This is a genomic window from Peptoniphilus indolicus, from assembly GCF_900454665.1.
GTDB lineage: Bacteria > Bacillota > Clostridia > Tissierellales > Peptoniphilaceae > Peptoniphilus > Peptoniphilus indolicus.
In genome coordinates, this window is record NZ_UGTH01000001.1 from 1,329,891 (window position 1) to 1,356,635 (window position 26,745).

General features: G+C 31.1%; 31 protein-coding genes and 1 tRNA gene. 8 read left to right on the forward strand and 24 right to left on the reverse strand.

The genetic code is table 11. The features are described from left to right. Positions 1-196: 196 nt before the first annotated feature. The 11 genes from DYE58_RS06350 to DYE58_RS06400 form a co-directional block, all read right to left on the reverse strand. Positions 197-928: a GntR family transcriptional regulator gene (locus DYE58_RS06350; protein ID WP_004819767.1), complete on the reverse strand. Its 732-nt coding sequence runs from the start codon at positions 926-928 to the stop codon at positions 197-199. Next, a complete protein-coding gene (locus tag DYE58_RS06355; RefSeq protein ID WP_004819766.1) occupies positions 925-1,701 on the reverse strand; it encodes a nucleoside phosphorylase in 777 nt (258 codons plus the stop codon). The genes DYE58_RS06350 and DYE58_RS06355 overlap by 4 nt, the downstream gene beginning before the upstream one ends. A 2-nt stretch (positions 1,702-1,703) precedes the next feature. Further along, positions 1,704-2,471, reverse strand: coding sequence for a nucleoside phosphorylase (locus DYE58_RS06360; RefSeq protein ID WP_040552443.1), 768 nt, complete (start codon positions 2,469-2,471; stop codon positions 1,704-1,706). Positions 2,472-2,475: 4 nt separating this feature from the next. Next, entirely contained in the window at positions 2,476-3,384 is a 909-nt protein-coding gene (locus DYE58_RS06365) for an ABC transporter permease (protein ID WP_004819764.1), read from the reverse strand. Further along, positions 3,381-4,433 (reverse strand): ABC transporter permease, encoded by a 1,053-nt coding sequence (locus tag DYE58_RS06370; protein WP_050794608.1) that lies wholly within the window; start codon positions 4,431-4,433, stop codon positions 3,381-3,383. Before DYE58_RS06370 ends, DYE58_RS06365 begins: the two co-directional genes overlap by 4 nt. Positions 4,434-4,437: 4 nt before the next feature. Next, a complete protein-coding gene (locus DYE58_RS06375) occupies positions 4,438-5,928 on the reverse strand; it encodes an ABC transporter ATP-binding protein (protein ID WP_004819762.1) in 1,491 nt (496 codons plus the stop codon). A 9-nt stretch (positions 5,929-5,937) separates the two neighbouring features. Then, positions 5,938-6,990, reverse strand: a complete 1,053-nt coding sequence (locus DYE58_RS06380; RefSeq protein ID WP_040552150.1) for a BMP family lipoprotein — start codon at positions 6,988-6,990, stop codon at positions 5,938-5,940. A gap of 410 nt (positions 6,991-7,400) precedes the next feature. Next, positions 7,401-8,336 carry a sensor histidine kinase gene (locus DYE58_RS06385; protein ID WP_004819757.1) on the reverse strand — a complete coding sequence of 312 codons (936 nt, stop codon included), beginning with the start codon at positions 8,334-8,336 and terminating at the stop codon, positions 7,401-7,403. Next, positions 8,326-8,991 (reverse strand): response regulator transcription factor, encoded by a 666-nt coding sequence (locus tag DYE58_RS06390; protein WP_004819756.1) that lies wholly within the window; start codon positions 8,989-8,991, stop codon positions 8,326-8,328. Before DYE58_RS06390 ends, DYE58_RS06385 begins: the two co-directional genes overlap by 11 nt. A gap of 2 nt (positions 8,992-8,993) precedes the next feature. After that, positions 8,994-9,212 (reverse strand): hypothetical protein, encoded by a 219-nt coding sequence (locus DYE58_RS06395; protein WP_004819754.1) that lies wholly within the window; start codon positions 9,210-9,212, stop codon positions 8,994-8,996. Between the two features lie 6 nt (positions 9,213-9,218). Further along, on the reverse strand, positions 9,219-9,566 hold the full coding sequence (locus DYE58_RS06400; protein WP_147285876.1) for an amidohydrolase family protein: 348 nt from the start codon (positions 9,564-9,566) through the stop codon (positions 9,219-9,221). Positions 9,567-10,126: 560 nt separating this feature from the next. Here DYE58_RS06400 and DYE58_RS06410 point away from each other — a divergent pair. The 4 genes from DYE58_RS06410 to DYE58_RS06425 all read left to right on the forward strand — a co-directional run bounded on the left by DYE58_RS06410 (position 10,127) and on the right by DYE58_RS06425 (position 12,840). Continuing rightward, entirely contained in the window at positions 10,127-10,735 is a 609-nt protein-coding gene (locus DYE58_RS06410; RefSeq protein ID WP_115312114.1) for a response regulator transcription factor, read from the forward strand. 116 nt (positions 10,736-10,851) lie between these two features. Continuing rightward, positions 10,852-11,298, forward strand: a complete 447-nt coding sequence (locus DYE58_RS11685; RefSeq protein ID WP_115312115.1) for a helix-turn-helix domain-containing protein — start codon at positions 10,852-10,854, stop codon at positions 11,296-11,298. A gap of 5 nt (positions 11,299-11,303) precedes the next feature. Next, on the forward strand, positions 11,304-11,798 hold the full coding sequence (locus tag DYE58_RS06420; protein WP_115312116.1) for an IS630 family transposase: 495 nt from the start codon (positions 11,304-11,306) through the stop codon (positions 11,796-11,798). A gap of 169 nt (positions 11,799-11,967) precedes the next feature. Further along, a complete protein-coding gene (locus DYE58_RS06425; RefSeq protein WP_245946062.1) occupies positions 11,968-12,840 on the forward strand; it encodes an FtsX-like permease family protein in 873 nt (290 codons plus the stop codon). 117 nt (positions 12,841-12,957) lie between these two features. On the opposite strand, the gene DYE58_RS06430 is transcribed toward DYE58_RS06425, so the two are convergent. The 8 genes from DYE58_RS06430 to DYE58_RS06465 form a co-directional block, all read right to left on the reverse strand. Then, positions 12,958-13,245 carry a hypothetical protein gene (locus DYE58_RS06430; protein ID WP_004819747.1) on the reverse strand — a complete coding sequence of 96 codons (288 nt, stop codon included), beginning with the start codon at positions 13,243-13,245 and terminating at the stop codon, positions 12,958-12,960. Next, positions 13,238-14,437 (reverse strand): pyridoxal phosphate-dependent aminotransferase, encoded by a 1,200-nt coding sequence (locus tag DYE58_RS06435; RefSeq protein WP_004819744.1) that lies wholly within the window; start codon positions 14,435-14,437, stop codon positions 13,238-13,240. Before DYE58_RS06435 ends, DYE58_RS06430 begins: the two co-directional genes overlap by 8 nt. A 16-nt stretch (positions 14,438-14,453) precedes the next feature. Beyond that, a complete protein-coding gene (locus DYE58_RS06440; RefSeq protein ID WP_004819741.1) occupies positions 14,454-15,416 on the reverse strand; it encodes an ATP-binding protein in 963 nt (320 codons plus the stop codon). 4 nt (positions 15,417-15,420) lie between these two features. Then, a complete protein-coding gene (locus DYE58_RS06445) occupies positions 15,421-16,422 on the reverse strand; it encodes a DnaD domain protein (protein ID WP_004819740.1) in 1,002 nt (333 codons plus the stop codon). Continuing rightward, positions 16,398-17,000: a GNAT family N-acetyltransferase gene (locus DYE58_RS06450; RefSeq protein ID WP_115312117.1), complete on the reverse strand. Its 603-nt coding sequence runs from the start codon at positions 16,998-17,000 to the stop codon at positions 16,398-16,400. Before DYE58_RS06450 ends, DYE58_RS06445 begins: the two co-directional genes overlap by 25 nt. Beyond that, complete coding sequence (locus DYE58_RS06455; protein WP_004819738.1) at positions 16,997-18,274, reverse strand: ClC family H(+)/Cl(-) exchange transporter; 1,278 nt, start codon at positions 18,272-18,274, stop codon at positions 16,997-16,999. The genes DYE58_RS06450 and DYE58_RS06455 overlap by 4 nt, the downstream gene beginning before the upstream one ends. Next, complete coding sequence (locus DYE58_RS06460) at positions 18,261-19,631, reverse strand: MATE family efflux transporter (RefSeq protein WP_004819736.1); 1,371 nt, start codon at positions 19,629-19,631, stop codon at positions 18,261-18,263. The genes DYE58_RS06455 and DYE58_RS06460 overlap by 14 nt, the downstream gene beginning before the upstream one ends. Before the next feature lie 172 nt (positions 19,632-19,803). After that, a tRNA-Thr gene (locus DYE58_RS06465) sits at positions 19,804-19,879 on the reverse strand. Positions 19,880-20,010: 131 nt separating this feature from the next. Between DYE58_RS06465 and DYE58_RS06470 the strand changes: the two genes are divergently transcribed. Both DYE58_RS06470 and DYE58_RS06475 read left to right on the forward strand, forming a co-directional pair. Then, positions 20,011-21,303, forward strand: a complete 1,293-nt coding sequence (locus DYE58_RS06470; RefSeq protein ID WP_004819734.1) for a DUF1576 domain-containing protein — start codon at positions 20,011-20,013, stop codon at positions 21,301-21,303. After that, a complete protein-coding gene (locus tag DYE58_RS06475) occupies positions 21,275-21,622 on the forward strand; it encodes a hypothetical protein (RefSeq protein WP_115312118.1) in 348 nt (115 codons plus the stop codon). Before DYE58_RS06470 ends, DYE58_RS06475 begins: the two co-directional genes overlap by 29 nt. 37 nt (positions 21,623-21,659) lie before the next feature. Here the strand turns inward: DYE58_RS06475 and DYE58_RS06480 are convergent, their stop codons facing one another. The 5 genes from DYE58_RS06480 to proC are packed head-to-tail and all read right to left on the reverse strand — an operon-like array spanning position 21,660 to position 25,522. Further along, positions 21,660-22,400 carry a type III pantothenate kinase gene (locus DYE58_RS06480; protein WP_004819730.1) on the reverse strand — a complete coding sequence of 247 codons (741 nt, stop codon included), beginning with the start codon at positions 22,398-22,400 and terminating at the stop codon, positions 21,660-21,662. Positions 22,401-22,402: 2 nt separating this feature from the next. After that, positions 22,403-23,155, reverse strand: coding sequence for an ECF transporter S component (locus tag DYE58_RS06485; protein WP_004819729.1), 753 nt, complete (start codon positions 23,153-23,155; stop codon positions 22,403-22,405). 42 nt (positions 23,156-23,197) lie between these two features. Then, entirely contained in the window at positions 23,198-24,169 is a 972-nt protein-coding gene (locus DYE58_RS06490; protein ID WP_004819725.1) for a P1 family peptidase, read from the reverse strand. Continuing rightward, a complete protein-coding gene (locus tag DYE58_RS06495; protein ID WP_004819724.1) occupies positions 24,162-24,740 on the reverse strand; it encodes a DJ-1 family glyoxalase III in 579 nt (192 codons plus the stop codon). The genes DYE58_RS06490 and DYE58_RS06495 overlap by 8 nt, the downstream gene beginning before the upstream one ends. Positions 24,741-24,742: 2 nt before the next feature. Continuing rightward, complete coding sequence (gene proC / locus DYE58_RS06500; RefSeq protein ID WP_004819723.1) at positions 24,743-25,522, reverse strand: pyrroline-5-carboxylate reductase; 780 nt, start codon at positions 25,520-25,522, stop codon at positions 24,743-24,745. A 98-nt stretch (positions 25,523-25,620) separates the two neighbouring features. Between proC and DYE58_RS06505 the strand changes: the two genes are divergently transcribed. After that, positions 25,621-26,175, forward strand: a complete 555-nt coding sequence (locus tag DYE58_RS06505; protein WP_004819721.1) for a chromate transporter — start codon at positions 25,621-25,623, stop codon at positions 26,173-26,175. Next, on the forward strand, positions 26,172-26,726 hold the full coding sequence (locus DYE58_RS06510) for a chromate transporter (RefSeq protein WP_245946065.1): 555 nt from the start codon (positions 26,172-26,174) through the stop codon (positions 26,724-26,726). The genes DYE58_RS06505 and DYE58_RS06510 overlap by 4 nt, the downstream gene beginning before the upstream one ends. Positions 26,727-26,745 lie beyond the last annotated feature (19 nt).

The following is a 26,745-nucleotide window of genomic DNA, read 5'->3' on the forward strand; positions in this document are numbered from 1 at the left end:
TTAAGCTTCATTTCTATATTAATGGATATTTATCAATACATAAAAAATGTATCAACCCTTATCCTTTTTCAGGATTTAAGTTGATACACAAAATTCACTAAATATATTCTTATAGAAACATATAGCCTAGACTCTCATAAATATTAGCTTTTAATCTAATTATAAGAATTTCCATAAAAAATTATTTAATAGTCTTTTATTTTCGTGTCATATAAAAAGTGAAATAATTAGGATTAAAATATGATCTTCTATAAAAGGCTACCGTTCCATCTTGTTTTCTCATAACCTCACTAAAATAAATAATATAATCTCCAACATGTATATTCATTTTATTAGCTATCGATTCTCTAGCCTTAAATCCTTGAAAATTCAAATCGCTTTTTACAATTTTTCTTACTATGAATTTATCTATAAATTCTTTAAGTTCACTTTTCGTTCTTAAATTAAGATCATACTCTTTAACTTCATCATAATTTATAAAATACATCAATAGAGCTGCTACTTGATCTTTTATATAATATTTTACATTTATCAACATGATTATAAAATTTTCATCACGTTCAAAAAATTCTTTCATCTTAATTCCGGCAGGTTGAAATTCTGTCACAAACTGTACATTTGTAAACTCTACATTATTGAAATCAAAAATAGGAACATTTATAGATTCCATCCCCATCTTTTGATTTTTTTTTGGATCCAATAATATATTTCCTACTCCTTGTTGATTATATAAAATACCATCTTCTTTTAATAAAGCAATAGCCTGTCTTACAGTACCTCTACTCACATTAAATAACCTAGATAGTTCATTTTCAGATGGAATTGTCTCTTCAGGTTCTATATTTTTATCTTTAATAAGCTTAAGAATTTCTTCATATACTTCTACATATTTTAATTTAGTTCTTTTTATATTCATTTTTTTCTTCATAACTTATTTCTATCATTAATAATTATTTTACGTAAAGATTCTATACCAACTTGTATTGCTCTGTCAATGTAATTGATTGGATATCCATTAGAAGATATATCGCTTGAAACTTTATTTTCATAATCGGTTGCTGATACAAGTACTGAAGCCGCTCTTGAATTTAAAGAGGCTGATACTAAAAATAATGTAGCTTCTTCCATTGCCGTACAAACAGCTCCTCCTTTAATATAAGAATTCCAACGATTTATTAAATCATATCCCACAGGTTTTGTTTCAGGTTCAACTTGCGTATAAAATGAATCTTTAGTTATTGAAATTCCTACTTTAGTCTTGTATCCTAACTCAATTGAAGTTTCCTCTAATATTTTTGTTAAACTATAATTAGGTACAGCCGGAAATTCCATTGGTAAATAATGTAAGCCTGTACCTTCCATTCTAACGGCTCCATTTACTACAACAATATCTCCCTTTGAAACGCTAAAGCTTGTAGATGCTCCTGTTCCTATTCTTATAAATGTATCAACTCCACATTTATAAAGTTCTTCAATGCAGATAGCTGTTGAAGGTCCTCCCATTCCCGTTGAAGTTACAACTACTTTTTCACCCTCCAAGTATCCCTCATAAGTTGTATGCTCTCTATTTTGTTGTATTTTTCTTGAATTTTCTAAATGTTTTGCTATAAGTTCGCATCTTGCCGGATCTCCCGGAACAATTGCATATCTACCAACGTTATCTGAGTTTAATTTTATATGAAGTGTTTTTTCTTTTTGCATTATTATCTCTCCTTATCCAATTTTATAACATTTCTTATTGATTCAACTCCAACTTCACAAGCTTTATATTCAACTTCTTTTGGATAACCATTTTCAGAGGTGTCTATGGAACTTTCATCATTATAATTGGTTGCGGAAACAAGTACCGTCGCCATTCTTAATCCATAACAACTTGCTATTAAAAACAATGTTGCCGATTCCATAGAGGTTGCAATTGCTCCCCCTTTTTCATATGAATTCCAACTATTGTATAAATTATATCCAAAAGGTTTTTCTAGTGGATTGATTTCAGTAAAATATGAATCCTTTATAATAGTTATTCCGACTTTAGTGTCAAATCCTTTTTTAATCGAAGTTTCTTCTATTATTTTTAACATCTTATAATCAGGAATAGCCGGAAACTCAAGTGGTAAATAGTGAAGTCCCGTACCTTCCATCCTTACCGCTCCATTAGGTATGACTATTGTACCTAATTTCACCATTTTGCTGGTTGAAGCACAAGTTCCTACTCTAATAAATGTATCAACTCCACATTTCTTTAGCTCTTCCATGCAGATTGCAGCAGATGGGCCTCCCATTCCTGTTGAAGTTACTATTACTTTTTCTCCTTCTAAGTATCCTTCATAAGTTGTATGTTCTCTATTTTCTTGGATTTTCCTAGGATTTTTCATAAGCCTTGCAATTTTTTCACATCTGTCAGGGTTCCCTGGAATGATTGCATACCTTCCCACATCTTTTTTATTCAATTTTATGTGTAACGTTTTGTCCATATTATTATTCAACCTTTCCTAATGCTTTTGGAGATTGTTTTCTATTACCAAAAAAAACTAGTGCCAAAATTGTTATTAAATATGGAACCATCTGTATAAATTGATCCGGGATTTTTAAGCCTACAAGATTAAATCGAATTGCTTGTGCAATAGCAAATATAAAACTTGACCCCACTGATCCAAGAGGTGTCCAGCCACCAAAAATATTTGCTGCTACTCCTAAAAACCCTCTTCCTGCTACCATATTATTTACAAAAACATTGTTTTGAACTATTGATAAATAACTACCACCAAGTCCAGCCAAACACCCAACTAATAACATGGATACGTATTTATATTTTTTAGTATCAATCCCAACACTATTTGCAGCAATAGGATCATCGCTTATTGCTTTCAATCTAAGTCCTGTCTTTGTATACTTTAATACATACCAAATTAATCCTGCAAATATTGCAGTTATATATAAAACTGGCGATTGATTCTTAAATAATATTCCTATCCCGGGTATGTTTTTAAGAAAAGGGATACTAATTAAATTTAATTGAGTAACTTTTGCGCTAATTCCTTCTTGTCCCCAAATTATAAAAGTTCCAAATGCAGTAAAGCCCTGAGAAAATAAATTTAACCCTACTCCGCAAACAGTTTGATTTGCCTTAAATTTAATACATAAAATAGCAAATAACAAAGCAAATATTGCAGTAAAAATCATTCCAAAAATAATCCCTAATATAGGACTTCCTGTAAAATATGTACCTACAACAGCTCCAAAAGCTCCCATAAGCATAAGTCCTTCTGTTCCTAGACTAATTATCCCACTTAGTTCTGATAATGTGCTTGAAAGTGAAACTAAAATTAAAGGAATAGCTAATCTTATAATCATCAAAAATGTATCTGCTGAAAAAAAATAATTCATTTTTTTATTCTCCTCTTCTTAGTTACAAATTCAAAAATACCTGGAGTTGCAATAAAAAATATTACCAATCCCTGAATAACTACTACCATGTTAGCTGAAAGTCCTGCTCTTATATTCATCATTCTCGCTCCTGAATCCATAATCCCAAATAAAAGACCTGATAAGATTACAATTAGAGGATTATTATTAGCGAGAACAGCAACTGCTAAACCTGTAAATCCAACATTACCTGAAAATCCATTGAACAGCTTTCCATACGTTCCCATAAGTTCAGTTGCTCCAATCAAACCTCCGATAGCTCCCGAAATAAGCATAGTTATTATTACAGTTTTATTAACCGATATTCCTCCTGCTAAAGCAGCTCCATAATTATCTCCAACAGCTCGTATCTTATAACCCATAACAGTTTTGTTTATAACTATATAAGTTACAAGAACGGCAATAAAAGCTATAAATACACTGGCTGAAAATTGAGTAGACTTAACTAGAGTGAGAAACCTAAAATTCTTTGAAATCATTTCAGTTTCAGGCAATCTGGCAGATGAAATAAAGGGATAATTTATCATATATGATGTAAATTCTATTGCAATATAATTTAACAAAATAGCAATTATTACTTCATTTATCTTTAAATTAACCTTTAAAGTTCCAATCAAACCTCCCCATAACATTCCTCCTAATATACTTGCAAATAATGCAAGTAGTATTGCTACTATAGGTGGCGTAGTGTTTGGAATAAAATATAAAACAGTATATGCAAAAATTGCTCCTATATGAATTTGTCCTTCAACCCCAATATTTAAGATTCCCCCTTTAAACGCAAAACTACAAGCTAATCCTGCAATAACTAAAGGAACAGTCTTATTAAAAGTATTAGCTATAGCTGTATGAGATCCTAGAGCTCCTTTCAATAAAGAACTAAATGCTAAAATAGGAGACTTCCCCACAGCTAAAATTAAAATAGAAGCTATAGAAATGGATAAAAGAATAGAAAATATTGAAATAAGAACTGTACTTCTTGCCTTACTTAAATTTTTCAAACTTGACATTTCACTATTCACTCCTTCCGGCCATTAATAGACCTAATCTTTCTTTAGTAAAATTTTCAGCATAATCAATAGCCATAATTTCGCCTTTATACAGAACAGCAATTCTATCAGACATTTCCATTATCTCATCAAGGTCTGCAGAAATTAGCATAACACACTTCTTATCATTTCTTATCCTAACAAACTGTTCATGAATAAATTGAATAGCTCCAATATCCAACCCTCTACTAGGTTGAGAAGCTAGAATAAAATCATTATCATTACTAATTTCTCTAGCAACAACAAGTTTTTGCTGATTCCCTCCTGATAATCCTGAAATATTTTGGTTAATATCAGAATACTTAACATTAAATAGTCCTAAAATTTTAGAAGTATACTCTTTCAATTTTTCGTATCTTACAAATATTTTATTCCTAAACTGATCAGATTCCTGATTTCCAAGCATTACATTTTCAAATAAAGTCATATTTGGTAAAATTGCTCTTAAAAATCTATCTGATGGTATGTGGCCTATCCCACTATCTTTAATTTTTGCTGTTGACAAATTCGATAGTAACTTGCCTTTATAATAAATTTCTCCATCATATTTCATAAGTCCCATAACCATTTCTTCAAGTTCAAGCTGTCCATTACCATCAACACCTGCTATCCCAAATATTTCTCCAGCCTTAATTTTTAAATCAACAGTGTTTTGTGAATTCTTTAAAACCTTTAAATTCTTAATTTCAAAAATCACTTCATCTGTATTTATTTTTTTATGACTGCTAATTTGGGCAATAGAATGTCCTACCATTTTAGTTGCTAAATCTTCGGCTGTTTCATTGGCAATATCAACTGTTTCTATAAGTTTTCCATTTCTCAAAATAGTAGCTCTATCAGCTATTTCCATGGTTTCATTTAATTTATGAGTTATAAAAATTATCGTCATTCCCTTAGTTTGAAGATTTTTTAATACCTTCATCAAAAGTTGAGACTCTTTAGGAGTCAGTACTGCAGATGGCTCATCGAGGACTAAAATATCAGCGCCTCTATATAAAGCTTTAATTATTTCAGCTCTTTGCTTCATACCAACTGATAAATTTTTTACTTTTTCGTCTAGATTTATATCCAAACCATACTGTTCAATTATTTTTTTTACAGATTTTTTATTTTCTGCATAATCAATTTTATATTTTCCAATTTCATTTCCTAAAATAATATTCTGTAATACTGTCATATTTTCAATCAACATAAAATGTTGGTGTACCATACCTAACCCATGGTTAAAAGCATCCCCTGTATTTTTTATTTCAACATTTTTGCCATATAATTTCAAATATCCTTTATTGGCCTGGTATAGACCAAAAAGGATATTCATAAGAGTTGTTTTTCCAGCTCCATTTTCACCTAGAAGACAATGAATTTCTCCCTTTTTAACACTAAAATTCACATCTTCAAGTGCGGCTTTACCATTGAAATATTTTGAAATATTACACATTTCAACAGCTAAATTCATAAAATCACCTTAGTTTAAAGTATCTTCAAAAGTTACTAATTCATCCATATTTGATGGAACTTTAATTTCTTCATTTATTATTTTCTCTTTAGCTTCATCAACAGACTTTATAATTTCATCAGGAAGTTTTACATTAGATCCCTCAGTTACAAAATCTACACCATTTTCTTTCAACCCTAATTTAATAACTTCAGCTTTGAAATTGTCTTCTACTACAGACTTTATTGCTTCGTAAGCTTCAATATCAACATTTTTAATCATAGAGCCTACTATAACATCAGGTTCTGTAGCATTTTGATTTAAATTAACACCAAAAGCAAAAGTGCCATTCTCTTTGGCAGTTTGAAAAAGGCCATTACCACTCATTCCTGCTGCATGAAATATAACATCAGCCCCTTGCTGGTTCATAGATTTAGCAATTTCTTTTGCTGTAGTAACATCAGTAAAACCACCTACGAAATCTGACACAGATTCAATTGAAGGATTTACAGATTTTGCTCCCGCTGTATATCCTGAATAAAATACACGAATGTTAGGTGCGTCTACTCCTCCAATAAATCCAATTTTATTGTCTTCTTTTAAATTAAATCCTGAATTTTGAAATTTCATACTTGCTGCCACAACACCTACTAAGTAAGAAGCTTCTTCATCTCTTGTCATATAACTAACAACATTAGGTGCTTCAATAGAAGTATCAATCAAAGCAAATTTTTGATCCGGAAATTCAGGAGCAACAGTTTTCATAGCCTGAATAGCTTCATAAGTTAATCCTATTATTAAATCATAGTCTCCGGTAGAAGCCATATCTCTAAGTGATAATTCAATATCTCCAACAGCTTTAATTTGAACTTTATCATACTCAATTCCAAATTCACTTTTAGCCCTTTCCACCCCTTTTAAGGTCAAATCATTAAAAGCCCCGTCTCCGAAACCACTGCTTGAAGAAACTAATCCTACTCTAACAACTTCTTTTTCATTGGCGATATCCGCATTCTTCTTAGCGCATGCCGTAAAAATAACCATAATTAAAAATATTGATACTAAAACTTTTGCCTTCCTCATAATAAATCCCTCCATTTTTTTAGTTGTATATACAACCTAGCTTTGTTTATATGATGTTAACATTTTCCCATACATGTTGTCAACACCTTTCTTAATATTATAGGTGATTTAAGGATTTATTTGCCCCTTTAACTTGTATATACCTATTTACCTTCATTTGATATCTAACTGTATTCTCTTATTTTGATAAAACTGTGACTCTTAGAGTCAACTAAATTCGTGCACAAATGTATCAAAAAGGTGTATATGATTTGGACATTTTATAATTCTATTATTAATCTCCATTATATTTTTAATTAATTCTTCTATATATAATATTTATCAAAATTTAATAAGGGTGGTGTTGTAGAATGAGATGAAATCATTCTACAACACCACCTTGTCTTCAGATTGAATTTTATATTTATTTTCTATTTAAAATATATGCCGACTTTAGTGCCTGATTCTGATTCTATTTTTAAATCTAAATTTAATTTCTTTAAGATTTCTTTTGTTAAATAGAGTCCTATGCCTGTTGATTTTGAATATATTCTTCCATTGTAGCCCGTATATCCCAGTTCTGTAACTCTTTTTAAATCTTCAGGCGCTATTCCTATGCCCGTATCGGTTATAAAAATTCCATTTTCTTTTATCTCTATTTTTACTTTTCCTTTTTCTGTATATTTTAAAGAGTTTGACAGCACTTGTTCTATCGCAAACATAAGCCATTTATAGTCCGTAACTATTTCTACTTTTTGTGGCTCATATTCGATTTTTATCCCCTTTTTAATAAACAATGGTGCATATTTTCTGATGACTTGTCTAGTCAAATCGTCTAAACTCACTTTTTTAAATACATAGTCTGTGGTTTTTGAGTTATGCCTTAGATAGTTTAAAAGCAAATTCAAATATTCTTCAACTGAAAAGATATTGTTTTTTAATTCAAATTTATCTATATCTCCTTCTAATTGCAGATTAATTGCTGCTATGGGTGTCTTTATTTGGTGAGTCCAAGTGGTTATAAATCTTTTAAATTCTTCTGTATTCTTATTATTTTCTGATATTTGTCCCTTACATTCTTCAGTGATATTCTTCATTTCCACTATGGCTTCTTCTAATTCAACATTATCTATCTCTAAGTTTGAATTGATATTTTGCATATATGCTTTTATATTTTCAATGTTCTTTTTTGTCTTATTAACTTTGTATTTTAAAACTATTCCCCAAAAAACTATCGTTATCAAAGAAGTATATGCATAAATTCTTAAGTCTATATCAAATGCATAGAAGAAAATTCCATATAGCACCAACATTGAAAATACTGTAGTATATATTTCTCTGTGATGTCTTAAATATCTATTCCACATAATATCCCATTCCGATTTTTGTCTTTACAATATCTACTACGCCTATTTCAGACAACTTTTTTCTAAGTCTGTTTATATTCACCGTTAATGTATTGTCGTCTACATATTCATCTGATTTCCAAAGTTTTAACATCAGTTCTTCTCTCGATACAATTCCCGGTCTTTGAATTAACAGTGTTTCTAATATTTTTAATTCGTTTTTAGTAAGACTTTGTTGATTTTCATCTTTTTCTACTTCCATAGTTCTAAGGTTTAGGATGAAGTCTTCATGCTTTATAACTTCTTCTTGTTGCTTTTTACCTGTTCTTCTTAGAATAGTTTTTATCTTTGCCAACAACAAATCCATATCAAACGGTTTTGTAAGGTAGTCATCTGCACCCAAGTCCATTGCCATTATCATGTTCAAGTTATCATCTGCTGATGATAAAAACAGTATTGGAACTTCGGATATATTTCTTATCTCTCTTGTCCAGTGATATCCGTTGTAGTATGGTAATTTCAAATCCATTATCACAAAATCCGGCTCAAAGTTTTTAAATGTTTTTAAGACGTCTTTAAAATCTAATTCACTTTCAACTGTGTATTCCCACTTAGTCAATTCTCTTTTTAGTATATCTCTTATATTTTTATCATCTTCTACCAATAGTATTTTCATATTCACCACATTAATTTATTTTTTCTCTTGTATTCGTATATAAATAAAAGCAAAACTCCCATAATTGCTATATAGTTTATATAACTATTTTCAACGTATTTAAAACAAATTATACCACCAAATACCAACAGCGACTCCAAGTAAAAATACATTACTCCGATTGTGTTGTTATTTGTTTTTATATCTTGCCACAATAGATATTTTAATACTTGTAAAATCATGTTAATTTATCTCTTAAAATTTATTTTATACTGAAAAATTCTATTGCATTGTTGTGTAATATTGAATCCACTTCTTCTTGATTTAATCCTGATTTTTCGATGTATTCTACAGCTCTTATATATCTTTTCATCTTTAAAATACGGATAGTCACTATAAACAAAAAATTTATCCGGATATTTTTTCATCATATCAGCATATAAATTGTTTATCATCTGTGCTGACTCCAAGGCTTCTTTTGCACTTCCATATTCCGACACTTGATGTGTTGCTGAAATAATTTGCATTCTAGCTCCAGCTTTATCCATCAATGAAAATCTATATTTTAAATCTTCTTCAAAATTTGTATTGTTCATCATTATCGCTATTTCAGCACCTTATGAGCAAAGCTTTTCAATTTTATCTAAGTACTCTTTACTCCACAAGTGGGAGTGTGTATCTGTGTGCTTCATAAAAAATCATTCTCCCTTTCTAAATTTTTATACCTTTTGAGATAATTATACCCCTTATTTTCCACTTGAATTTTCAAATTAAATTAAAATAAGACAGAAATAAATCAACCTTAAGAAACCTTTAAATATTAAGTTGTCAAATATTGTATAATATTATAAAAACTATATTAAGTAGAAGATTAATTTGAGATACAATATGGGATTTTCCTATGATAAATTATGGAAAATTTAATAGATGCAAAGATGAATAAGCTAGAGCTGCAAAAATCTACAAACACTACTCCTAATACCTTAGCCAAAATAGGACGAGATTAGAATGTGAGCATGGAGATACTTGGTAGAATTTCTAAATATTTTAAACGTAATATATTTGAAATATTATAGTATGAAAATGAATTATAGATTATATAAGTAATTAGTATAAATCGTCTTACTTTAATCTTTAATTGAGTGAGGTTATACATATGAAAAAGATACTGATAATTGGAGATGATAAAAATTTAAATAAAGGTCTTTCCATAGCTTTAAAAAAGAATTACAAATTAATTTCTACATTTACTATAAGTGAGTCAAAGAATTATATTGGCTTTTCTGATTTAATTTTATTAGATATGAATTTACCGGATGGTGATGGACTTGAAACAATAAAGTATACAAGGCAAATTTCCACAATACCTATAATAATTCTTTCTGCCGTGAATTTAGAGTCCTATATAATTTCAGCCATCGATTTAGGTGCAGATGATTATTTAACCAAGCCTTTTTCTCCGGGAATTTTAGAAGCTAAAATAAAAAGAACTTTTGAAAAAATCAATTCTGATGATTTAAGCATTTATGAAAAAAACGGACTTAATTTTAACTTTAATGAGAATAAATTCATGGTTAATAATAAAAACATTGATTTGACAAGAACAGAAATAAAAATTTTGTATTATTTTATAAAAAATAAAGCTCAAGTTTTGACGAAAGAATTGTTATTTGATTTTGTTTGGGGAATAGATAATGAATTTATCGACCAAAATACTCTAAGTGTCAATATTTCTAGAATCAGAAATAATACTAATATCCGTTAAACAATAGATACAATTGTGTGATTTAATGTAGTATAATAATATTATGAAAGATATACAAAAACAAATTCAAGAATTAGAAGTAGAACTCAAAAAAAACTAATAACAAAAGAGAATATATAAGGATTAAAGCCATAATACTAAAACTTAAAGGCAACAGTGCCAAATCCATATCTGAAAAATTAGATGTTGGAAAATCTACAGTATTCGCATGGTTAAAAGCATACAGAGAAGATTCTGTAAACGCATTAAAAAATAAAAAAAGACAAGGCAATCATAGAAATCTCTGCTTTGAAGAAGAAAAAGAATTCCTAAAGCAATTTGAAGAAAAAGCAGAAAGTGGACAAATAGTAACAGCCAAAGAAATAGAAAAAGCATATGTAAAGCTTGTAGGACATTCCATAGGAACGGGTCAAATATATAGAGTACTAAAAAGACACGGATTTAGAAAAATAATGCCAAGAAGTAAATATCCTAAGAAAGCAAGTAAAGAGGTCATAGAGACCTCAAAAAAATTAACAGCAGAGCAAAAGAACTTAGAAACGTTAACCCGGATAAAAAAGTAAGAATAATGTTCCAAGATGAAGCAGGATTCGGTCGCATAAATAAGCCGAAATACTGTTGGTGTAACCATAAAATAAGACCATTAGTACCTTGTCATCATTTAAGAGAATACAGATATACTTATGGAGCAAGAGAACCAACAACAGGAGAAAACTTCTTTTTAATATTGCTGTATTGTAATACAGACTGTATGAACATATTTTTAAAAGAACTCTCCAAAACCTATAAGAATGATATGATACTACTAGTATGTGATAGAGCAACATGGCATAAATCCAAAGGATTAAGAATACCGGAAAACATAGAAATAATGCATATACCACCATATACACCAGAAATGAACCCCATAGAACAGATTTGGAAACAAATTAGGACTATGGGATTTAAAAATGAATTTTTTCACACATTATCAGACGTAGTGGATAGGTTGTGTGAAACGATAAATAAATTAACAAAAGAGATGGTTAAAAGTATCACCAATAGGGATTGGTTATATATCTAGATTTAATAGGATAATAGTATTAGGTAGTGAAGAAGGAATTGACAAAAAGTTTATTGATGAAATAGAAAACTATAAAGGTTTTAAAGGCGGGGGAGCATTATACTATTATGGTTATGAGTACGCTTATCCAGATATAAAAATAGAAGATAATAAAGTTGCTCCAATATTATTGGGAATAGATGAGTTTCTAATAAACAAACAAAAAATTACAGATGGAGAGTTTGATAAAGAAAAATGGAAAACAGGAAATTATGTTATTATAGGCGAAAGAATAAAAAATAATTCTGACTATAAAACTGGCGATACAATAAAAATCAATGTAAAAAATAGGGTCAAAGAAGTCCAAGTTATGGGCAAGGTTGAATATAATTTTTCAAATGGTCTTAGATATTTTCCTGTAATTAAGGAAGATATAAACAACGAATCTAGTCCTACTTTAGGTTTGGAATATATTTATATGAATCCGAATGAGTATAAAGAGCTCACAGGAGATAAGAGTATAATGTCCTATGGATTTGATGTGGCGGATAGTGAAAAGGAAAATTTTAATAAGTTATTAAAATCTTTTGAAAATGAACCGGAATTTTCCTACGATTCAAGAGACCTTCAGATAAAATCTACAATGGAATTCAAAAACCTAATAGAATTTGCTGGTTACAGCTTATCAATAGTATTGTTTTTAATGTCTGTATTAAACTTTATAATTATTATTGCTACTGAAATATTGAGAAACATGGTTAACTTATCAATACTTGAAGCTATAGGAATGACAAACAGAAGCATCAAAAAATACTTATTCAAAAAGAATTTGATTTATTCTTTTTCAAGCTTAATACTTTCTCTTCTAATCATGCTGCTTGTAAATAAATTTATTTTAATAGATTTTATGGCACAGACTAAGTGGAGTTCATTTCACTTTGTAATTATTCCGCTTATACTTGTAAATTTAGTAAATATGATAATAGGAATATTATTTACCAGCAAATTTTATGAAAACCGCAGTCAAAATAGTCTTGTCGATAGAATGAGAAATTTAAAATAAATATTTTCTCTAAAACAAAAAATAAAAAAGGTATGGGCATTCAACCTCATAGCCTTTTTTATTACTCCTAAAAACTCTTAGAATCAGTTTTCTAAAATCCCTATCCTTTCTGTCCGTTCATACTAAGCCTCTCAATTTAAACAGTCCATAAAAAACTGCCAACACAATATAGAGAACTGCTAAATTTTTTGTAAGATTTTTTGGTGCATCTTTATCTTTTTTCTCTTTTGGCTCTCTGTCATAACTAATTGTAAATCCAAAGCTCGTTGTCACAACCAAGATTAACAAAATAATTCTTGCTATCTCCATCTCTTGAGGAACTTGCTCCATCTTTGTAGCCACATAGTGCACTACTACAAATATTGTCACAAAGAGTATCAAAAGCCTTTGTATATTTTTATTCATAACTTTCTTTATATACGTCTAATGCTTTTTTAATTATTTGTATACTTCTTCTAATGTCTTTTTCATTTATTACATATGCAAGTCTAACTTGTTTTTTTCCTATATCTGTTCCATGATAAAATCCAAATGCCGGTGCAACCATTACAGTTTCGCCATTGTCATCAAATTCTTCTAATAACCACTTTGCAAAATGGTCTGAATCTTTAATTGGAAGTTCAGGCATTACATAGAATGCTCCTTCAGGTTTTGTTAGTTTAACCCCTTTAATTTTTGAAAGCTCTTCATATATTGCGAGTCTTCTTTTGTTGTATTCTTCGTTTACTTCTTTGAAGTATTCTTCGCTAACTTCGTAAAGAGCTGCTGCTCCAACTTGGTCAACTGTAGAAACTGCAAGTCTTGATGTTGCAAGTCTTACTGCTGCGTCCATTACTTCTTTATTCTTAGATAGTAGAGCTCCTATTCTTGCCCCACAAGCTCCAAATCTCTTTGAGATTGAATCTAAAAGAATAAGTCTGTCGTCTATTCCTTCAAATTCTGTAAATGAGCAGAATTCTGCACCATCAAATACAAATTCAGAATAAACTTCATCTGCTAAGATGTATAAGTCATTTTCTATAGCTACATCTACAACCGCTTGTAGTTCGTCTCTTGAGTACACTGCTCCTGTTGGGTTTGATGGGTTTGAAATCAAGATTCCTCTTGTTCTTTCATCAATTCCTTTTTGTATAACTTCCTTAGCCGGTAGTCTGTATCCTTCTTCTACTAATGTATCGAATGTATTTAAGTGAATCCCTATTTCTCTAAACATTGTATAATAGTTTGAGTAGAAAGGATTTGTTGTAACTATATTTTCGCCCAAGTCCGCAACTATTTCAGCTGCAAATTTAAGCGCTTCACTTGCCCCTGAAGTAATTACTATTTCAGTTTCCGGATCATATTGTTTGCCCTTTTTAGCATAATAGTTGCAAGTAGCTTCTCTAATTCCCTTCATACCTTTTGATGGAGCATAGTCAATCGTATCTAATTCAATTGCTCTTATTGAATCCAAAAATTCAACAGGTGTCTTTGTATCGGGTGCTCCTATATTTAAATGATAAACTTTTTTTCCCTGTTTTTTAGCTTTTTCAGCTACCGGTGTCAATTTTCTTATTGCTGAAAAAGGTACTTCATTTACTCTTTGTGATAGTTTCATCTTCCCATTCTCCTTGTCATCTTAATCTTAAGTCTTCTCCATAAAATTTCAAAGGTACAAACTTTTGAAATACTCTGGAAAAAACTCTGTCTGTATAAGTTCCAGAAAGTTCTTTTGGAGATAAATTAGTAGATATCAAAGTCTTTTTAGCTGATATTAGTCTTGTATTGACTATGTTAAAAATCTCTGATGTACTAAATGAATTTATCATCTCTATTCCCAAATCATCGATTATAAGAAGTTCAGCTTCAAAAAGCATATCATATTTCATCTGTGCCATTTCTGAATGTCTAAATCTCTTATTTTCAACTATATCAAGTATATTAAATGCCGTTTGATATATTACATTTATACTTTTATCTAACAGCTCTTTAGCTATACAGTTTAACATAAAAGTCTTGCCTTGTCCTGTACTCCCATAAAAAAGCATATTAAAATCATTGTCTTTGTTAAATGTGTCTATAAATCTTCTACTCACATTTAAAATCTCACTTATATTTTCTCTCGGTGTCAATTCTTCATCTTCAAATTTTTGGTCTGAAAATACTTTTATATCGAAGTTTGTAAAATTTTCCTTGGTAAGTGCATAGTTTATGTTGCTTGCATAGTAGAGCTCTTGTGAAATTTTATTTTTAAAACAAGTACATCTGCTACCGTCTTCAAGCTTTCCCGTGTCTTTACACAATGTACAATCATATTGCACATCTAAATAGTCACTTAAATATCCATTTTGCATTAACAAGTTCTCTTTCTCTTTTTTTAGAGAATATATTTCCTCGTTCAACTTCATAAGACTCTCACTTGATGGATTTAAAAGCTGTTCCCTTGAGCCTCTTATTCCAATTTTAGTGATGTACTTATCTACTTCTTCTATTTCCGGTATTTCTCTATATATCTTTTTTATTCTTCGTTCGTTTTCTCTCTGATTCTTATCTCTTATTTGTTGATATTCTATCTCTATTTTCTTGAAAACATCCATATCATCATCCTAATTTCTTATAAAAGTCTTCACGTTTCTTTCTCGCTAAATTTTCCATTTCATCTTCTGACATCTTGTCTGTTGCCTGAGTAAAGTTGTGAAATTTCGTTCTCTTAGCTATTTTTTTCTTAACATCTTTTTGAACGATTTCTGAAACTTCTGTAATTCCCTTTTCTCTCCAATTCATCAAAATCCTATCTACATATCCTATGTTAGGGTTTGATGTGTTTACTGTTCTATCACAAGCTGCCATAACAAGTTCCATGCTAAATTTATATTCATCAAACCATGAATTCACTTTTTCAAAATCAACTTGTTTGTATGCTTTATTAGCAAGTCCTATTCTCTCTTTAACTTTCATAAGTCTATAGAATTTTTCATCATGTTCTCTCGATGCTTTTTCTATATCTTCCTTAGTTCTTATATTATCTCTAGACCAATTTCTAACAACTGCCTCAACATAATCTACACTTTCTTTCTTTTTTATTTCTGTTGAGTACCAAAATGCTTCTTCAATCATTTCAACCGGCATATTGTAAGTTTCTCTCCAACTTGCAATATCAAGTTTTTTTGAGTTTGTCAGCATCCCTCTCATATAGTAGTCAGCTGTAGACAATAGTCTGGCTATATCATTGTCGTCTAATACACTACTTCTAGTGCTCTGTTTTGGTTCAGGTTTAGTATATACATTCTCAACATAGAGTTGTTTTAAGTTTACAAACACAATATCAAAACTTCCGTCTTGATTTAATTCTCTCCTTACAACTCCAGCCCTCTCCCAATATTCAAACGCTCTTCTTATGTCCGATTCTATAAGCCCGAGCAAATCTGCAAGTCTTCCAAAGTCAAAACTGGCAACCCCCTCGGGCTCACGGGCCAGTTTCAACCCCAACAAATATACTTTTACAAAATTTCCATCTGCTTGAGGAAGATAGTCATTTATAAAAATATTTTCTATGGGAGTATCCCCTAAATCCATATTCATTTTTTCAAGTTTAAATTCCATAATTCCTCAAACCTTTCCTTTGTAAGAACCAATTTATCTACTGTAAAAAATGTAATTCCCAAAAAATTAAAAAATACATCTTTATTTTCTAAATAATCTTTGCTTTTTTTATCCAATCTGCCATTTGGATATTTTATAATGATAGAACTATATTTTTCAAAACCTATTTTTTTATAGAGATGATACGCTCTTTTGTTGTATTTTGCAACATCTAAATAGATTTTATTATATCCTAATTCAATAAAATAAAATTTAAGCATTTCCATTAAAGTTTCATACCCAAATCCCTTGTTTATATAATTTGGGTCTAATACAATTCCAAGCTCTGCTGTTTTTAAAATTGGTTTTTGATTTTTAAAAGAGATATACCCTATTGCTATTTCCTTTAAAAATATAGTATAGTATGTCGACATTGCTACATTTGTCTTCCACTCATACCAATTTTTTACATTTTCTTCTGTTTGCTCTGAAAAATTGTAATCATCATACATTTTAGATTTGTGCTTACCCCAATTTCTAAATTGACCTACATCTTCCAATTGCATTTCTTTAAAACTCAAATGCTCACTTTTTATCATAATTTACTCACAATTCTAACATAAAGACTGTCATATATTGGTGGACAGTTTAACATTTCAGCTGTAACTAATGCCACTATACTGACCACTGCAAGCATAAGCATTACCGAAAAATTCCCTGTCATCTCCAACACCAATATTATAGCTAGTATCGGCGCTCTTACCACTGCTGATAAGATTCCCACCATTCCTAGTATTATAAAGTTAATTAAGTATATATTAAAAATATTTTGGTCGAGTAATTGGTAGATACAAGAGCCTACTATTGCTCCAAGAACAAGCACCGGTAAAAAGATACCTCCTTGAGCTCCACTTCCATAAGCTACCACTGTATACACCATTTTTAATATCAAAAATGCTATTAAAATCTTTATTCCATATTGACCTTTGGCAAAATTCTCAACTAGTCCGTGTCCGCCTCCAGTAACCGGGAAGAATAAAATTCCCATAAACATTCCAATAACTACTAAGATTTGCATCTTAGTTTCCATTGAAATCTTCGCCCTATTCCAAATGTCTTGACTTTTTAAAATTCCTCTATTAAATAGCATACCTATAATGCCCGTTGCTATTCCTATAATCACTGCCACCCAAATATATTTTAATGGTAAAATTTCATCTACTCTGAATGAAAATGATCTTTCATGTCCCATAAGTAAATATGAAACTGAATTAGCAACCGTTGTAGCTGCAATAGTTGGCACTAATATTCTGTGAGAAACTTCTTTGTGTAATTCTTCTACACAAAACATAACACCTGCTATTGGTGCATTAAATGCTGCTGATAATCCTGCGGCTGCTCCTGCTGAAATCAACATCTTCACATCTTCGGCTTTTAATTTAAAGAGCTTTCCACACAGTTTACCTACCATGCCACCTGTCTGAATTGAAGGGCCTTCTCTACCAAGTGAAAGTCCCACGATATTTAACAAACTTCCACCTGCAAGCTTTGAAACTATTACTCTTTCAGCTCTCATTTCAATTTGACCTTCTAATTCAGCTTTTATTTGTGGAATCCCTGAACCGCCTGAAAAGGGAGCCCATTTCAAGAGCTTTGCTGCTAAAGTTCCTATTGCAATAAATATCAATACTATAAACAATAAATACAAAGGCTCTAATCCATAGACATATTTTCTAAGGTCATCTGTAAAATGAATTAAATATCTGTAAAAAACAGATATTATACCCGCCAAAGCTCCAACTAAAATTCCAAAACACAAAGGCTTTATTACTTCACTCTCATTAAATTTTTTTAAAACTCTACTCCGATACATTACTTAAAGCACCACTTTTCCAATTCCCAAACTTATAATAAATAGCCATCATTACAAAAGATATAATCCATGTAAGTGGATATGATACATAAATCACTTCAATTTGATATCTAAAGCTCATTACTGAATATAGGAAAATCAATCTGATTACACACATTGAAATTATAGAGATATACATCGGCACAATTGCACTTCCTGAACCTCTTATAAATCCACTTAATACTTGACTACTTCCCAAGAAAACATAAGCCCAAATCAAATATCTCATAAAGTCTACACCATATTTTACAACTCCCGGGTCACTGTTAAACATAGATATTAAAGGAACTGCAAAAGTATAACCCAAAACTCCTAACACAAATGAAATCCCAAGAACCATGTAAAGAGAAATCTTAACCCCCTCTTTTATCCTGTCAATTTTTCCTGCTCCAAAATTTTGACCTGAAAAAGTTGTCGCTGCAAGAGCTATTGCGTCAAGAGATAGAAATATAAAACCATCTACTCTACCCTCCGCTGCAGCACCGGCTATAGCATCCGGTCCAAATTTATTTATCATACCTTGAATCATAACATTAGAAAATGATATTACGGCTGAAGCTATTCCCGTTGGAATACCTATTTTAAATATTATTCCAAGGGAACCTCTGTAAAATTTTATATCTTTTAAATCTAATCTGAAAACTCTGTCCGATTTTACAAGGTTGTAAGTTACAAGCACTGCTGATACAACTTCAGAAGAAACTGTTGCTATACCTGCTCCAACTACGGACATCTTAAATAAAGCTATAAAAATTATATCTAAAACGACATTTACTAAAGCTGATATAACCAAAAAATTAAATGGTCTTCTTGAGTCGCCAACACTTCTTAAAATTGCCGCACCCATGTTGTATACCAAAAGTGGCACCATACCAATGAAGAATATTCTCATATATAACACTGAATCATGCATAATTTCCTGCGGTGTGCTCATCATATTCAAAATCATAGGAGCAAAGACACAACCTATTACAGAAAGTAATATACCTCCTGCAATTGCTATTGCATAGGAAGTATGTATTGCCGAGCGCAAATTTTTTCTATCCATTGAACCATAAAATTGACTTACTACAACTGAAGCTCCTGTTGTGAGTCCAACAAACAATCCAATCAATAAATTGGCTATTGGTGCTGTTGCTCCTACTGCCGCCATTGGATTTTTTCCTGCAAATTGTCCAACTATCATAAGGTCTGCAGTATTATAAAGCTGTTGTAGAAAATTAGACAGTAGTAAAGGTATTGCAAAGTATATTATTCCTGAAACTATTGAACCTTCCGTTAAATTTATATTTCTCTTTTCATTAAGTCTTAATCTCATAAATTACCTTCTTATTTTCATTATACCATATGCTAAAATAGCAAAAATCTACAATAAAAACTTCCCTATATTACATTATATTTGAAGTTGTTTTTCATACCAAGAGTAAATTGAAATTTAAATTGAATATATAATTAAGATTTATCCAATTTCTTACATAACATCAAATTTTTGGAGCTGATAGGGGGATTTGAACCCCCGACCTATTGATTACGAATCAATTGCTCTACCAACTGAGCCATATCAGCTAATTACATTTATTATTTATATTGTACTCTTACAAAATGTTTTTTTAAAGTTTTGTAATCAGTTTATCTAAATAAACTGTTGAACTTGTTTTTTTCTTAAAATATAATTATTGGTAGAAAGGAAGTGAGCTATGCATTTTAGAGATAAAAACTCAGCCCAGATTTATAAACTATTATATTTTTTAGCATCTGTACTATTTTTTTCATCATTTATTTTTAATACACCATTTGAAGTTTTGAATGGATTTTTCAAAATATTAGTTACTCCATCAAATCTTTTAACTGATTACATGGCAGTTGGAGGAATTGGTGCAGCATTTTTTAACGCTTCTACCATAATGTTTGTATCTGTTTCAATTACAAAATCACTTAAAAATGATATAAATGGCTCTGAAGTTGCCGCAATAATATTGGTTACAGGATTTGCCTTCTTCGGAAAAAATATTTACAATTCCATTCCAATAACATTGGGAGTTTTTCTATATGCAAAACTTGAAGGTTCAGATTTAAAATCTGTTATCTTACCCGCACTTTTTGGTACAGCTTTAGGACCTATTGTGAGTGAGATTACTTTTGCATTTGGATATTCATTTTTAAAAGGATTTTTAATCAGTTATGCTGTGGGGATTTTAATAGGACTTATAATAACTCCTGTGGCGGCGGCTTGTCTTCGTTTCCATCAAGGTTATAACTTGTATAACTCCGGCTTTACTGCCGGCATTATTGGAATGATAGTCGTTGGTGGGCTCAGGATGTTTGATTTAGAAATTGAAACAGTGAATGTTGTGTATTTAGAAAATGATTTTAGAATAAGAATATTATTGTACTCAATATTTATAGCAATGATTTTATATGGTTTTGTTAAAAATAAGATGAGCTTCAAAGGTTTTTCAAACATCTTGAAAAACTCCGGCCGTCTTCCAAGTGATTTCATATCTCTAAATGGACTGTATCCGACTATTATTAATATGGGAATTATGGGACTTATATCCACTAATTATGTTATATTAATTGGTGGTAAATTCAACGGCCCTATAATCGGTGGAATACTTTCTGTAACTGCCTTTGGCGCATTCGGTAAACACCCTAAAAATTCTATTCCAATCTTAGTCGGCGTATATTTAGCTTCGCTATTAAACATCTATGATATAACAGCTACATCAAGTATATTGGCAGGGTTATTCGGCACGACTCTTGCTCCTATCACTGGAGAATTTGGTTTCTTCCCAGGAATCATTTCAGGATTTCTACACATGGCGCTTGTATTTAACATAGGTGCTGTTCATGGAGGAATAAATCTATACAACAATGGATTTTCAGGTGGTTTTGTAGCTGCAATGTTGGTGCCAATTTTGAAAGAATATAAAAAAATAATGCTTAATTTAAGGAGACATTATGATAGAAGACCAAAAACACAAATCTAAACTTATAAGTTCCGGACTTTTAGAATATTACTTTCACATCGGAGGAAATAATATTCATCTTGATATAAAATTTGTAGATAATAAATTAATTTTTAACTGTTCAGGTGAAGTTCCCAAAGAACCCGATGACCTTGAACACATAAACGAACTCATAAATCTTCCAAGATATGATGATGTTGAGTTATACTATGCTGAATTGTTGGACCTTTCCGATGGCGATAGTTCTATGTTTAATTTATTAAGTGATTTAATAGATAGCGGAAGCGCTGTATATAAAGATGGAGTTTTATCTTTTAATTTAGAAAGAATTTATATTTAATATGAGAAAAGTGTGTTGAAAATTTCCAACACACTTTTTATACTAAATTTAATTTTTGATTTAATACATATATCTTTTCAAGACCATAGAGCGCCAAATCTTGAATTAATTGAACTTTAAAATTTAATTCCTCAAGTATTAACTTGCTATGTTCTCCTGTCGCCACAATTTTTAAATTTTCGTGTTCTTTAGATATATTTTTTATCACATATTCTACTGTGCTCAAATAATGGTGGTATATTCCAGCTTGGATTGCCTTTGTTGTTGAGTTGCCAAATATTGAATCAACCTTCACCAATTCAACTTTTGAAAGCTTGGCCATCTCTTTTAAAGAATTCAAAGCCATATTCATACCGGGTATTATCATCCCACCCATAAAATTATTTCCATTTAAGAAGTCTATTGTTATAACTTCATCTATATTTATAATCAGCGCCTTCTCTCCTAAAGAATAAGCCGCTCTTATAATTCTATCCGAACCAACTTCTTTAGGATTTTCACATTTTATATTTAATCCCGTCTTCACTCCAGCCCCAACTACTAATGCCTCCGGAAATATTTCTCTATAGGATTTTGTCACATCCGGAACTACTGATGATATTATAGAATTTGTAACTTGATTTAAGCTATACGGCTCCATAAGTTGTTTTATCTTAAGTTTTATTTCATCTTCCGTTTCAGACGGGTCAGTTTTTATTTTAAATTTATGAACCAAGAGATTATCTTTAAATAACCCTATTTGAACACTTTTATTTTCTATATTTATTGCTAAAAGCATAATTACCTCTTTGAAAGTAGAACTCCCTTAACTACTGCCGTAGTTACTATTACAGAAAGTATTGCCTCTGGAATTCCCGAAGTTATGGCAATGCCAAAAATAACTTTTCTTGCTAGTTCAACAGGTTGTCCAACTGCTATCATATATTGTTCTGCGTATAATACGTACATCATTCCCAAGAAGAATACTGTATTGGTCATAGAGCCTATAAATGAGCTTGCAACTGCTGCAAAATCTGAATTCATCTTTTTATTTGTGTAATACAACATAAACAAGCTAAGTGCTAAAAATATTGCACTTAAAATTATTGTCATGGTAGTTCCACCATTAGCAATATTAGAATATAGTACATACCCTAAAAATGCTGAACAAATTATCCATGCGATGTATGATAAATTCTTGAGCAATTTTTCATCTAATTTTTTTACCCAAATATATGTGTATCCTGCAAATATACCTATTAAAACTCTTGGCAATACAGACACCAATGGATTCATTATAAAAGGAGTAAGTGGTGTGGTGTTCATTATTGACCTCATTATTGACGATATGCCAAAAATCAAGCCTACCAATGCTCCAACTAATGGTCCTTCAACTATCGCTCCTATAATTACCGGAATGTGTAAAGTAGTCGCATTTAAAATTCCAAGCGGAATAAATCCCAACGGAGTAAATCCTAAAGCGACCGTAATCGCACCTAAAATCGATGTAATAATAAGCTTTCTGTTTTTTGTCCTACTGTTTGTTCTATTCATTTTTCCTCCTGATAGAGTTCTGTTAAGATACTCTTCAAATTTTTAGAGATTTAAAGATTTAAAACTTTTTAAATCTCCACCGTCTTCTGAACCATAAATTGCATTTGCTATACTTCTTGAAATACACCTTGCTGCCATAGAGCCTGTAAAAGTTACATCACATTCAACTTCTCCAGTTGCAACTGAAAATATTGTATCTCCATCAAACATAGTGTGAACGGGTTCAATAGACCTTGCATATCCATCATGAGCCATTTGAGATACTTTATTTAGTTGTACTTTTGAAAGTTTTCCATTTGTGGCAACTATTGAGATTGTGGTGTTTCTTCCCTTAAACGCATCATAGTCACTCAAATTTTCATATACTTTTAATGTATCTAAAAATTTTCTCTCTTCTTGTGAGTAACATCCTGCAATTTGAATTCTTCTTTCAGAATCAAACACATCTCCAAATGCATTTAATATTGTAAGCGCTGCAATTTTAAGTTCTCCGAACTGCATACTTGCTTGCCCTAAACCGGACTTCATGGCATATTTATTTCCAAGTATTTTTCCAACACTTGCCCCTGTACCTGCTCCAATAGAACCCATACCGGTGCCCTTTGAAACATTTTCACAAGCAGAATATCCCATTTTAAAATCCGGTCGTATATTTGCATTGCCAACGGATAAATCAAATATTACGGCAGATACGACAATCGGAACTTTAGCAAAACCTGTATCAAGTCCAATTTCTCTTTCTCTTAAATATTCCATAACTCCGCTGGATGCTTCAAGACCAAATGCAGAACCTCCTGATAGGACTACTGCATTGACCTCGTCAACCATGTTTTCGCTCTTTAACAAGTCAGTTTCTCTTGTCCCCGGAGCTGAACCCCTAACATCAACTCCGCACTTAACTGCTTTGTCAGGTATTATTACAGTTACTCCTGTAAGAGCGTCATAATTTTGAGCATGACCTACCTTTATGCCCTCTATATCACTTAAATAACCCGGATAAAATTTTTCAGTCATTTTTTCTTATTTCTCTCTCCAATTCATAGAATAAAACGTCTTTTTTTATCTTTTCAGAAGTTTCATCATCTTTAAATAAACTTATTAATTTAAACGCCAAAATTTGAGCTATTGAAGGTCCCATAGCAGTGATTATATTCTCATCTTCAACTACTATCTCATCAATTCTATCTTGGTTTGTAAGTCTATTTTCAACTCCTGGATAGCATGTAAATTTTTTGCTTTTAAGCACTCCTGCCGCATCAAGCACCATTGGACCTGCGCAAATTGCAACAACATACTTGTCTGAGCTGTCATACATTGAAACCAATTCTCTAACTCGGCTATTATTGCTCAAATTAGTCGAGCCAGGTTGTCCACCGGGAATGTATATACCTCTGTAGTCATCAATTTTAACTTCATCTAACAAATAATCAGCTATAATTTTTACTCCATGTGATGACTCAACTTCTCTAACATTTTTTACTGATACTAAATCGACTTCTATTTCAGCTCTTCTAAGATAGTCATTTATCGTAAGAGCTTCAATTTCTTCAAAACCATCTTCAAGTAAAATTATTAAATCTCTCATATCTATTCCTTTCTCATAGTCTTGGATTTCTTCTCAGCCGCAAGTATTGCATCTATAACTGTTCCTCTAAATCCCTTTTCTTCAAGTGCTCTAACACCTTCAATTGTAGTTCCACCCGGAGAAGTTACCATATCTTTTAATTCTCCCGGATGTTTCTGAGTTTCCAAAACCATCTTAGCTGAACCAAGTACAGTTTGTGCAACAAATTTGTATGCATCATCTCTCTTTAGTCCGGTTAAAACAGCCGCATCAGAAACCGCCTCTATAAACATATATACATACGCCGGCAAAGCTCCACAAGCTGCTCCAAATCCATGAAACAAGTCACTATTTAAAATACTTACTTTTCCAAATGAACTAAAAATTTTCTTAACATCTTCAATTTCTTCTTCAGTTACTTTTTCACTAGGACATATAGCGCTCATTCCCTCTCCGACCATCGCCGGTGTATTTGGCATTGATAAGATAAATTTTCTCTTCCCGAGTAAATTGGTTAAACTCTCAATGGTTTGACCAGCTGCTATTGAAATTACAATAGTCTCTTCTCTTAAATGGTCTCTTATTTCATCAACTACCACTGAATAAACATGAGGTTTCACAGCTAAAATTATATAGTCTGATTTTTGAGTAAGCTCTTTTGCTCCTACTATATGTACATTTTCTCCTTTGAACTCTTCTAAATTTCCTGACTTATTTGTCAAATATAACTCGAATCCATTTTTTATAAGAGCATGAGCGATTGCTCCGCCCATATTACCTACACCAATTATTCCAACTTTCATATTTATTCACTCCCATTCTTATTAGCTATTATCACACAAAATCTTTTAAATTTCCACATTCCTAAACTAGTGATACAATATAATTTAGGAGGATAAAAATGAATATATCTCTATTTGAATTGTTTATAATTTTCTTTAAAATAAACGCCATAACATTTGGTGGGGGCTATACTATAGTTCCTATAATTTCTAATGAATTTGCTAAGAATAAGAAGCTTTTAAGTGAAGATGAAATGTATGATATTGTTGCACTTGCACAGAGTGGCCCGGGAGCTATGGCAATCTCTACTTCATTTTTAACAGGCTACAGACTTAGAGGATTTTGTGGAGCTATAGTTTGTTTAATAGCTTCAACTCTTCCTTGCTTGATAATTTTGAGCATTGTTTCTATGTTTTATGTTCAGTTTAAGACAAATTTTTTTGTAAGGTCAATTTTAGATGGAATCAGTGGAATAATTTGCGCTGTACTCTTAGTTACGGTATACGAGATGGGTAAAAATGCTACAAAAAAATATAAATACTTTTCATCAATAATAATTGTTTTGGTGTTCATCTTGAGTTTCTTTTTTAAAGTTGACACTGCAAAACTTATTTTTGGAAGTGCAGTTATAGCTATTTTAACTTTTTACCTTAGAAATGGAGATGTGAAATGATGTTTTTAAAATTATATCTGACATTTCTTAAAATTGGCACATTCGCCTTTGGTGGTGGTTATGCAACCATTCCCCTTATAAGAAAATTTGTAGTTGAAAAAAACGGATGGCTCACAATGTCAGAATTTATTGATGTGGTAAGCATATCCCAGATGACTCCAGGTCCTATAGCGATAAACTGTGCAACATTTGTCGGACAAAAAATTGGTGGAATTTTAGGCTCTATAGTTGCAACTACAGGCTTCATAACCACTCAATCAATTTTGATGTTGCTACTAGGATATTTTTTATTTAAAAAGCGTAAAACTTTTAAAGGTTTGAATTATATGTTGATAGGCATAAAAGCTTGTGTGGTATCGCTTATATTTATCACAGCACTCTCTCTAATACAGAGTTCAATTCTCACAAATCCTTTAAATATTTCCGCTATGGTAACTTTTGTCGTAGGACTTATATTGTATTTGAGAAAAGTTAGTCTATATAAGCTACTATTAATAGGTGGAGTTGTCGGATTAATTATCAATATTGTACTTAACAATTTTTTATATTAAAATTAACTTAATATTACAA

Coding starts and splice junctions, on each gene's coding strand:
- DYE58_RS06360 (WP_040552443.1), bottom strand. CDS start 2,471: ATGGACAAAACGTTACACATAAAATTGAATAAAAAAGATGTGGGAAGG.
- DYE58_RS06385 (WP_004819757.1), bottom strand. CDS start 8,336: ATGTGGAATAGATATTTAAGACATCACAGAGAAATATATACTACAGTA.
- DYE58_RS06400 (WP_147285876.1), bottom strand. CDS start 9,566: ATGAACAATACAAATTTTGAAGAAGATTTAAAATATAGATTTTCATTG.
- DYE58_RS06480 (WP_004819730.1), bottom strand. CDS start 22,400: ATGCTTTTAGCAATAAATATAGAAAATAAAAGTGTTCAAATAGGGTTA.
- DYE58_RS06460 (WP_004819736.1), bottom strand. CDS start 19,631: ATGAGATTAAGACTTAATGAAAAGAGAAATATAAATTTAACGGAAGGT.
- DYE58_RS06455 (WP_004819738.1), bottom strand. CDS start 18,274: ATGTATCGGAGTAGAGTTTTAAAAAAATTTAATGAGAGTGAAGTAATA.
- DYE58_RS06490 (WP_004819725.1), bottom strand. CDS start 24,169: ATGACTGAAAAATTTTATCCGGGTTATTTAAGTGATATAGAGGGCATA.
- DYE58_RS06395 (WP_004819754.1), bottom strand. CDS start 9,212: ATGATTTTACAAGTATTAAAATATCTATTGTGGCAAGATATAAAAACA.
- DYE58_RS06370 (WP_050794608.1), bottom strand. CDS start 4,433: ATGTCAAGTTTGAAAAATTTAAGTAAGGCAAGAAGTACAGTTCTTATT.
- DYE58_RS06485 (WP_004819729.1), bottom strand. CDS start 23,155: ATGAATAGAACAAACAGTAGGACAAAAAACAGAAAGCTTATTATTACA.
- DYE58_RS06440 (WP_004819741.1), bottom strand. CDS start 15,416: ATGGATGTTTTCAAGAAAATAGAGATAGAATATCAACAAATAAGAGAT.
- DYE58_RS06380 (WP_040552150.1), bottom strand. CDS start 6,990: ATGAGGAAGGCAAAAGTTTTAGTATCAATATTTTTAATTATGGTTATT.
- DYE58_RS06450 (WP_115312117.1), bottom strand. CDS start 17,000: ATGATAAAAAGTGAGCATTTGAGTTTTAAAGAAATGCAATTGGAAGAT.
- DYE58_RS06495 (WP_004819724.1), bottom strand. CDS start 24,740: ATGAGAGATTTAATAATTTTACTTGAAGATGGTTTTGAAGAAATTGAA.
- DYE58_RS06375 (WP_004819762.1), bottom strand. CDS start 5,928: ATGAATTTAGCTGTTGAAATGTGTAATATTTCAAAATATTTCAATGGT.
- DYE58_RS06510 (WP_245946065.1), top strand. CDS start 26,172: ATGATGTTTTTAAAATTATATCTGACATTTCTTAAAATTGGCACATTC.
- DYE58_RS06420 (WP_115312116.1), top strand. CDS start 11,304: ATGTTCCAAGATGAAGCAGGATTCGGTCGCATAAATAAGCCGAAATAC.
- DYE58_RS06445 (WP_004819740.1), bottom strand. CDS start 16,422: ATGGAATTTAAACTTGAAAAAATGAATATGGATTTAGGGGATACTCCC.
- DYE58_RS06410 (WP_115312114.1), top strand. CDS start 10,127: ATGAAAAAGATACTGATAATTGGAGATGATAAAAATTTAAATAAAGGT.
- proC (WP_004819723.1), bottom strand. CDS start 25,522: ATGAAAGTTGGAATAATTGGTGTAGGTAATATGGGCGGAGCAATCGCT.
- DYE58_RS06355 (WP_004819766.1), bottom strand. CDS start 1,701: ATGCAAAAAGAAAAAACACTTCATATAAAATTAAACTCAGATAACGTT.
- DYE58_RS06505 (WP_004819721.1), top strand. CDS start 25,621: ATGAATATATCTCTATTTGAATTGTTTATAATTTTCTTTAAAATAAAC.
- DYE58_RS06475 (WP_115312118.1), top strand. CDS start 21,275: ATGATAGAAGACCAAAAACACAAATCTAAACTTATAAGTTCCGGACTT.
- DYE58_RS06390 (WP_004819756.1), bottom strand. CDS start 8,991: ATGAAAATACTATTGGTAGAAGATGATAAAAATATAAGAGATATACTA.
- DYE58_RS06365 (WP_004819764.1), bottom strand. CDS start 3,384: ATGAATTATTTTTTTTCAGCAGATACATTTTTGATGATTATAAGATTA.
- DYE58_RS06470 (WP_004819734.1), top strand. CDS start 20,011: ATGCATTTTAGAGATAAAAACTCAGCCCAGATTTATAAACTATTATAT.
- DYE58_RS06435 (WP_004819744.1), bottom strand. CDS start 14,437: ATGAAACTATCACAAAGAGTAAATGAAGTACCTTTTTCAGCAATAAGA.
- DYE58_RS06350 (WP_004819767.1), bottom strand. CDS start 928: ATGAAGAAAAAAATGAATATAAAAAGAACTAAATTAAAATATGTAGAA.
- DYE58_RS06430 (WP_004819747.1), bottom strand. CDS start 13,245: ATGAATAAAAATATACAAAGGCTTTTGATACTCTTTGTGACAATATTT.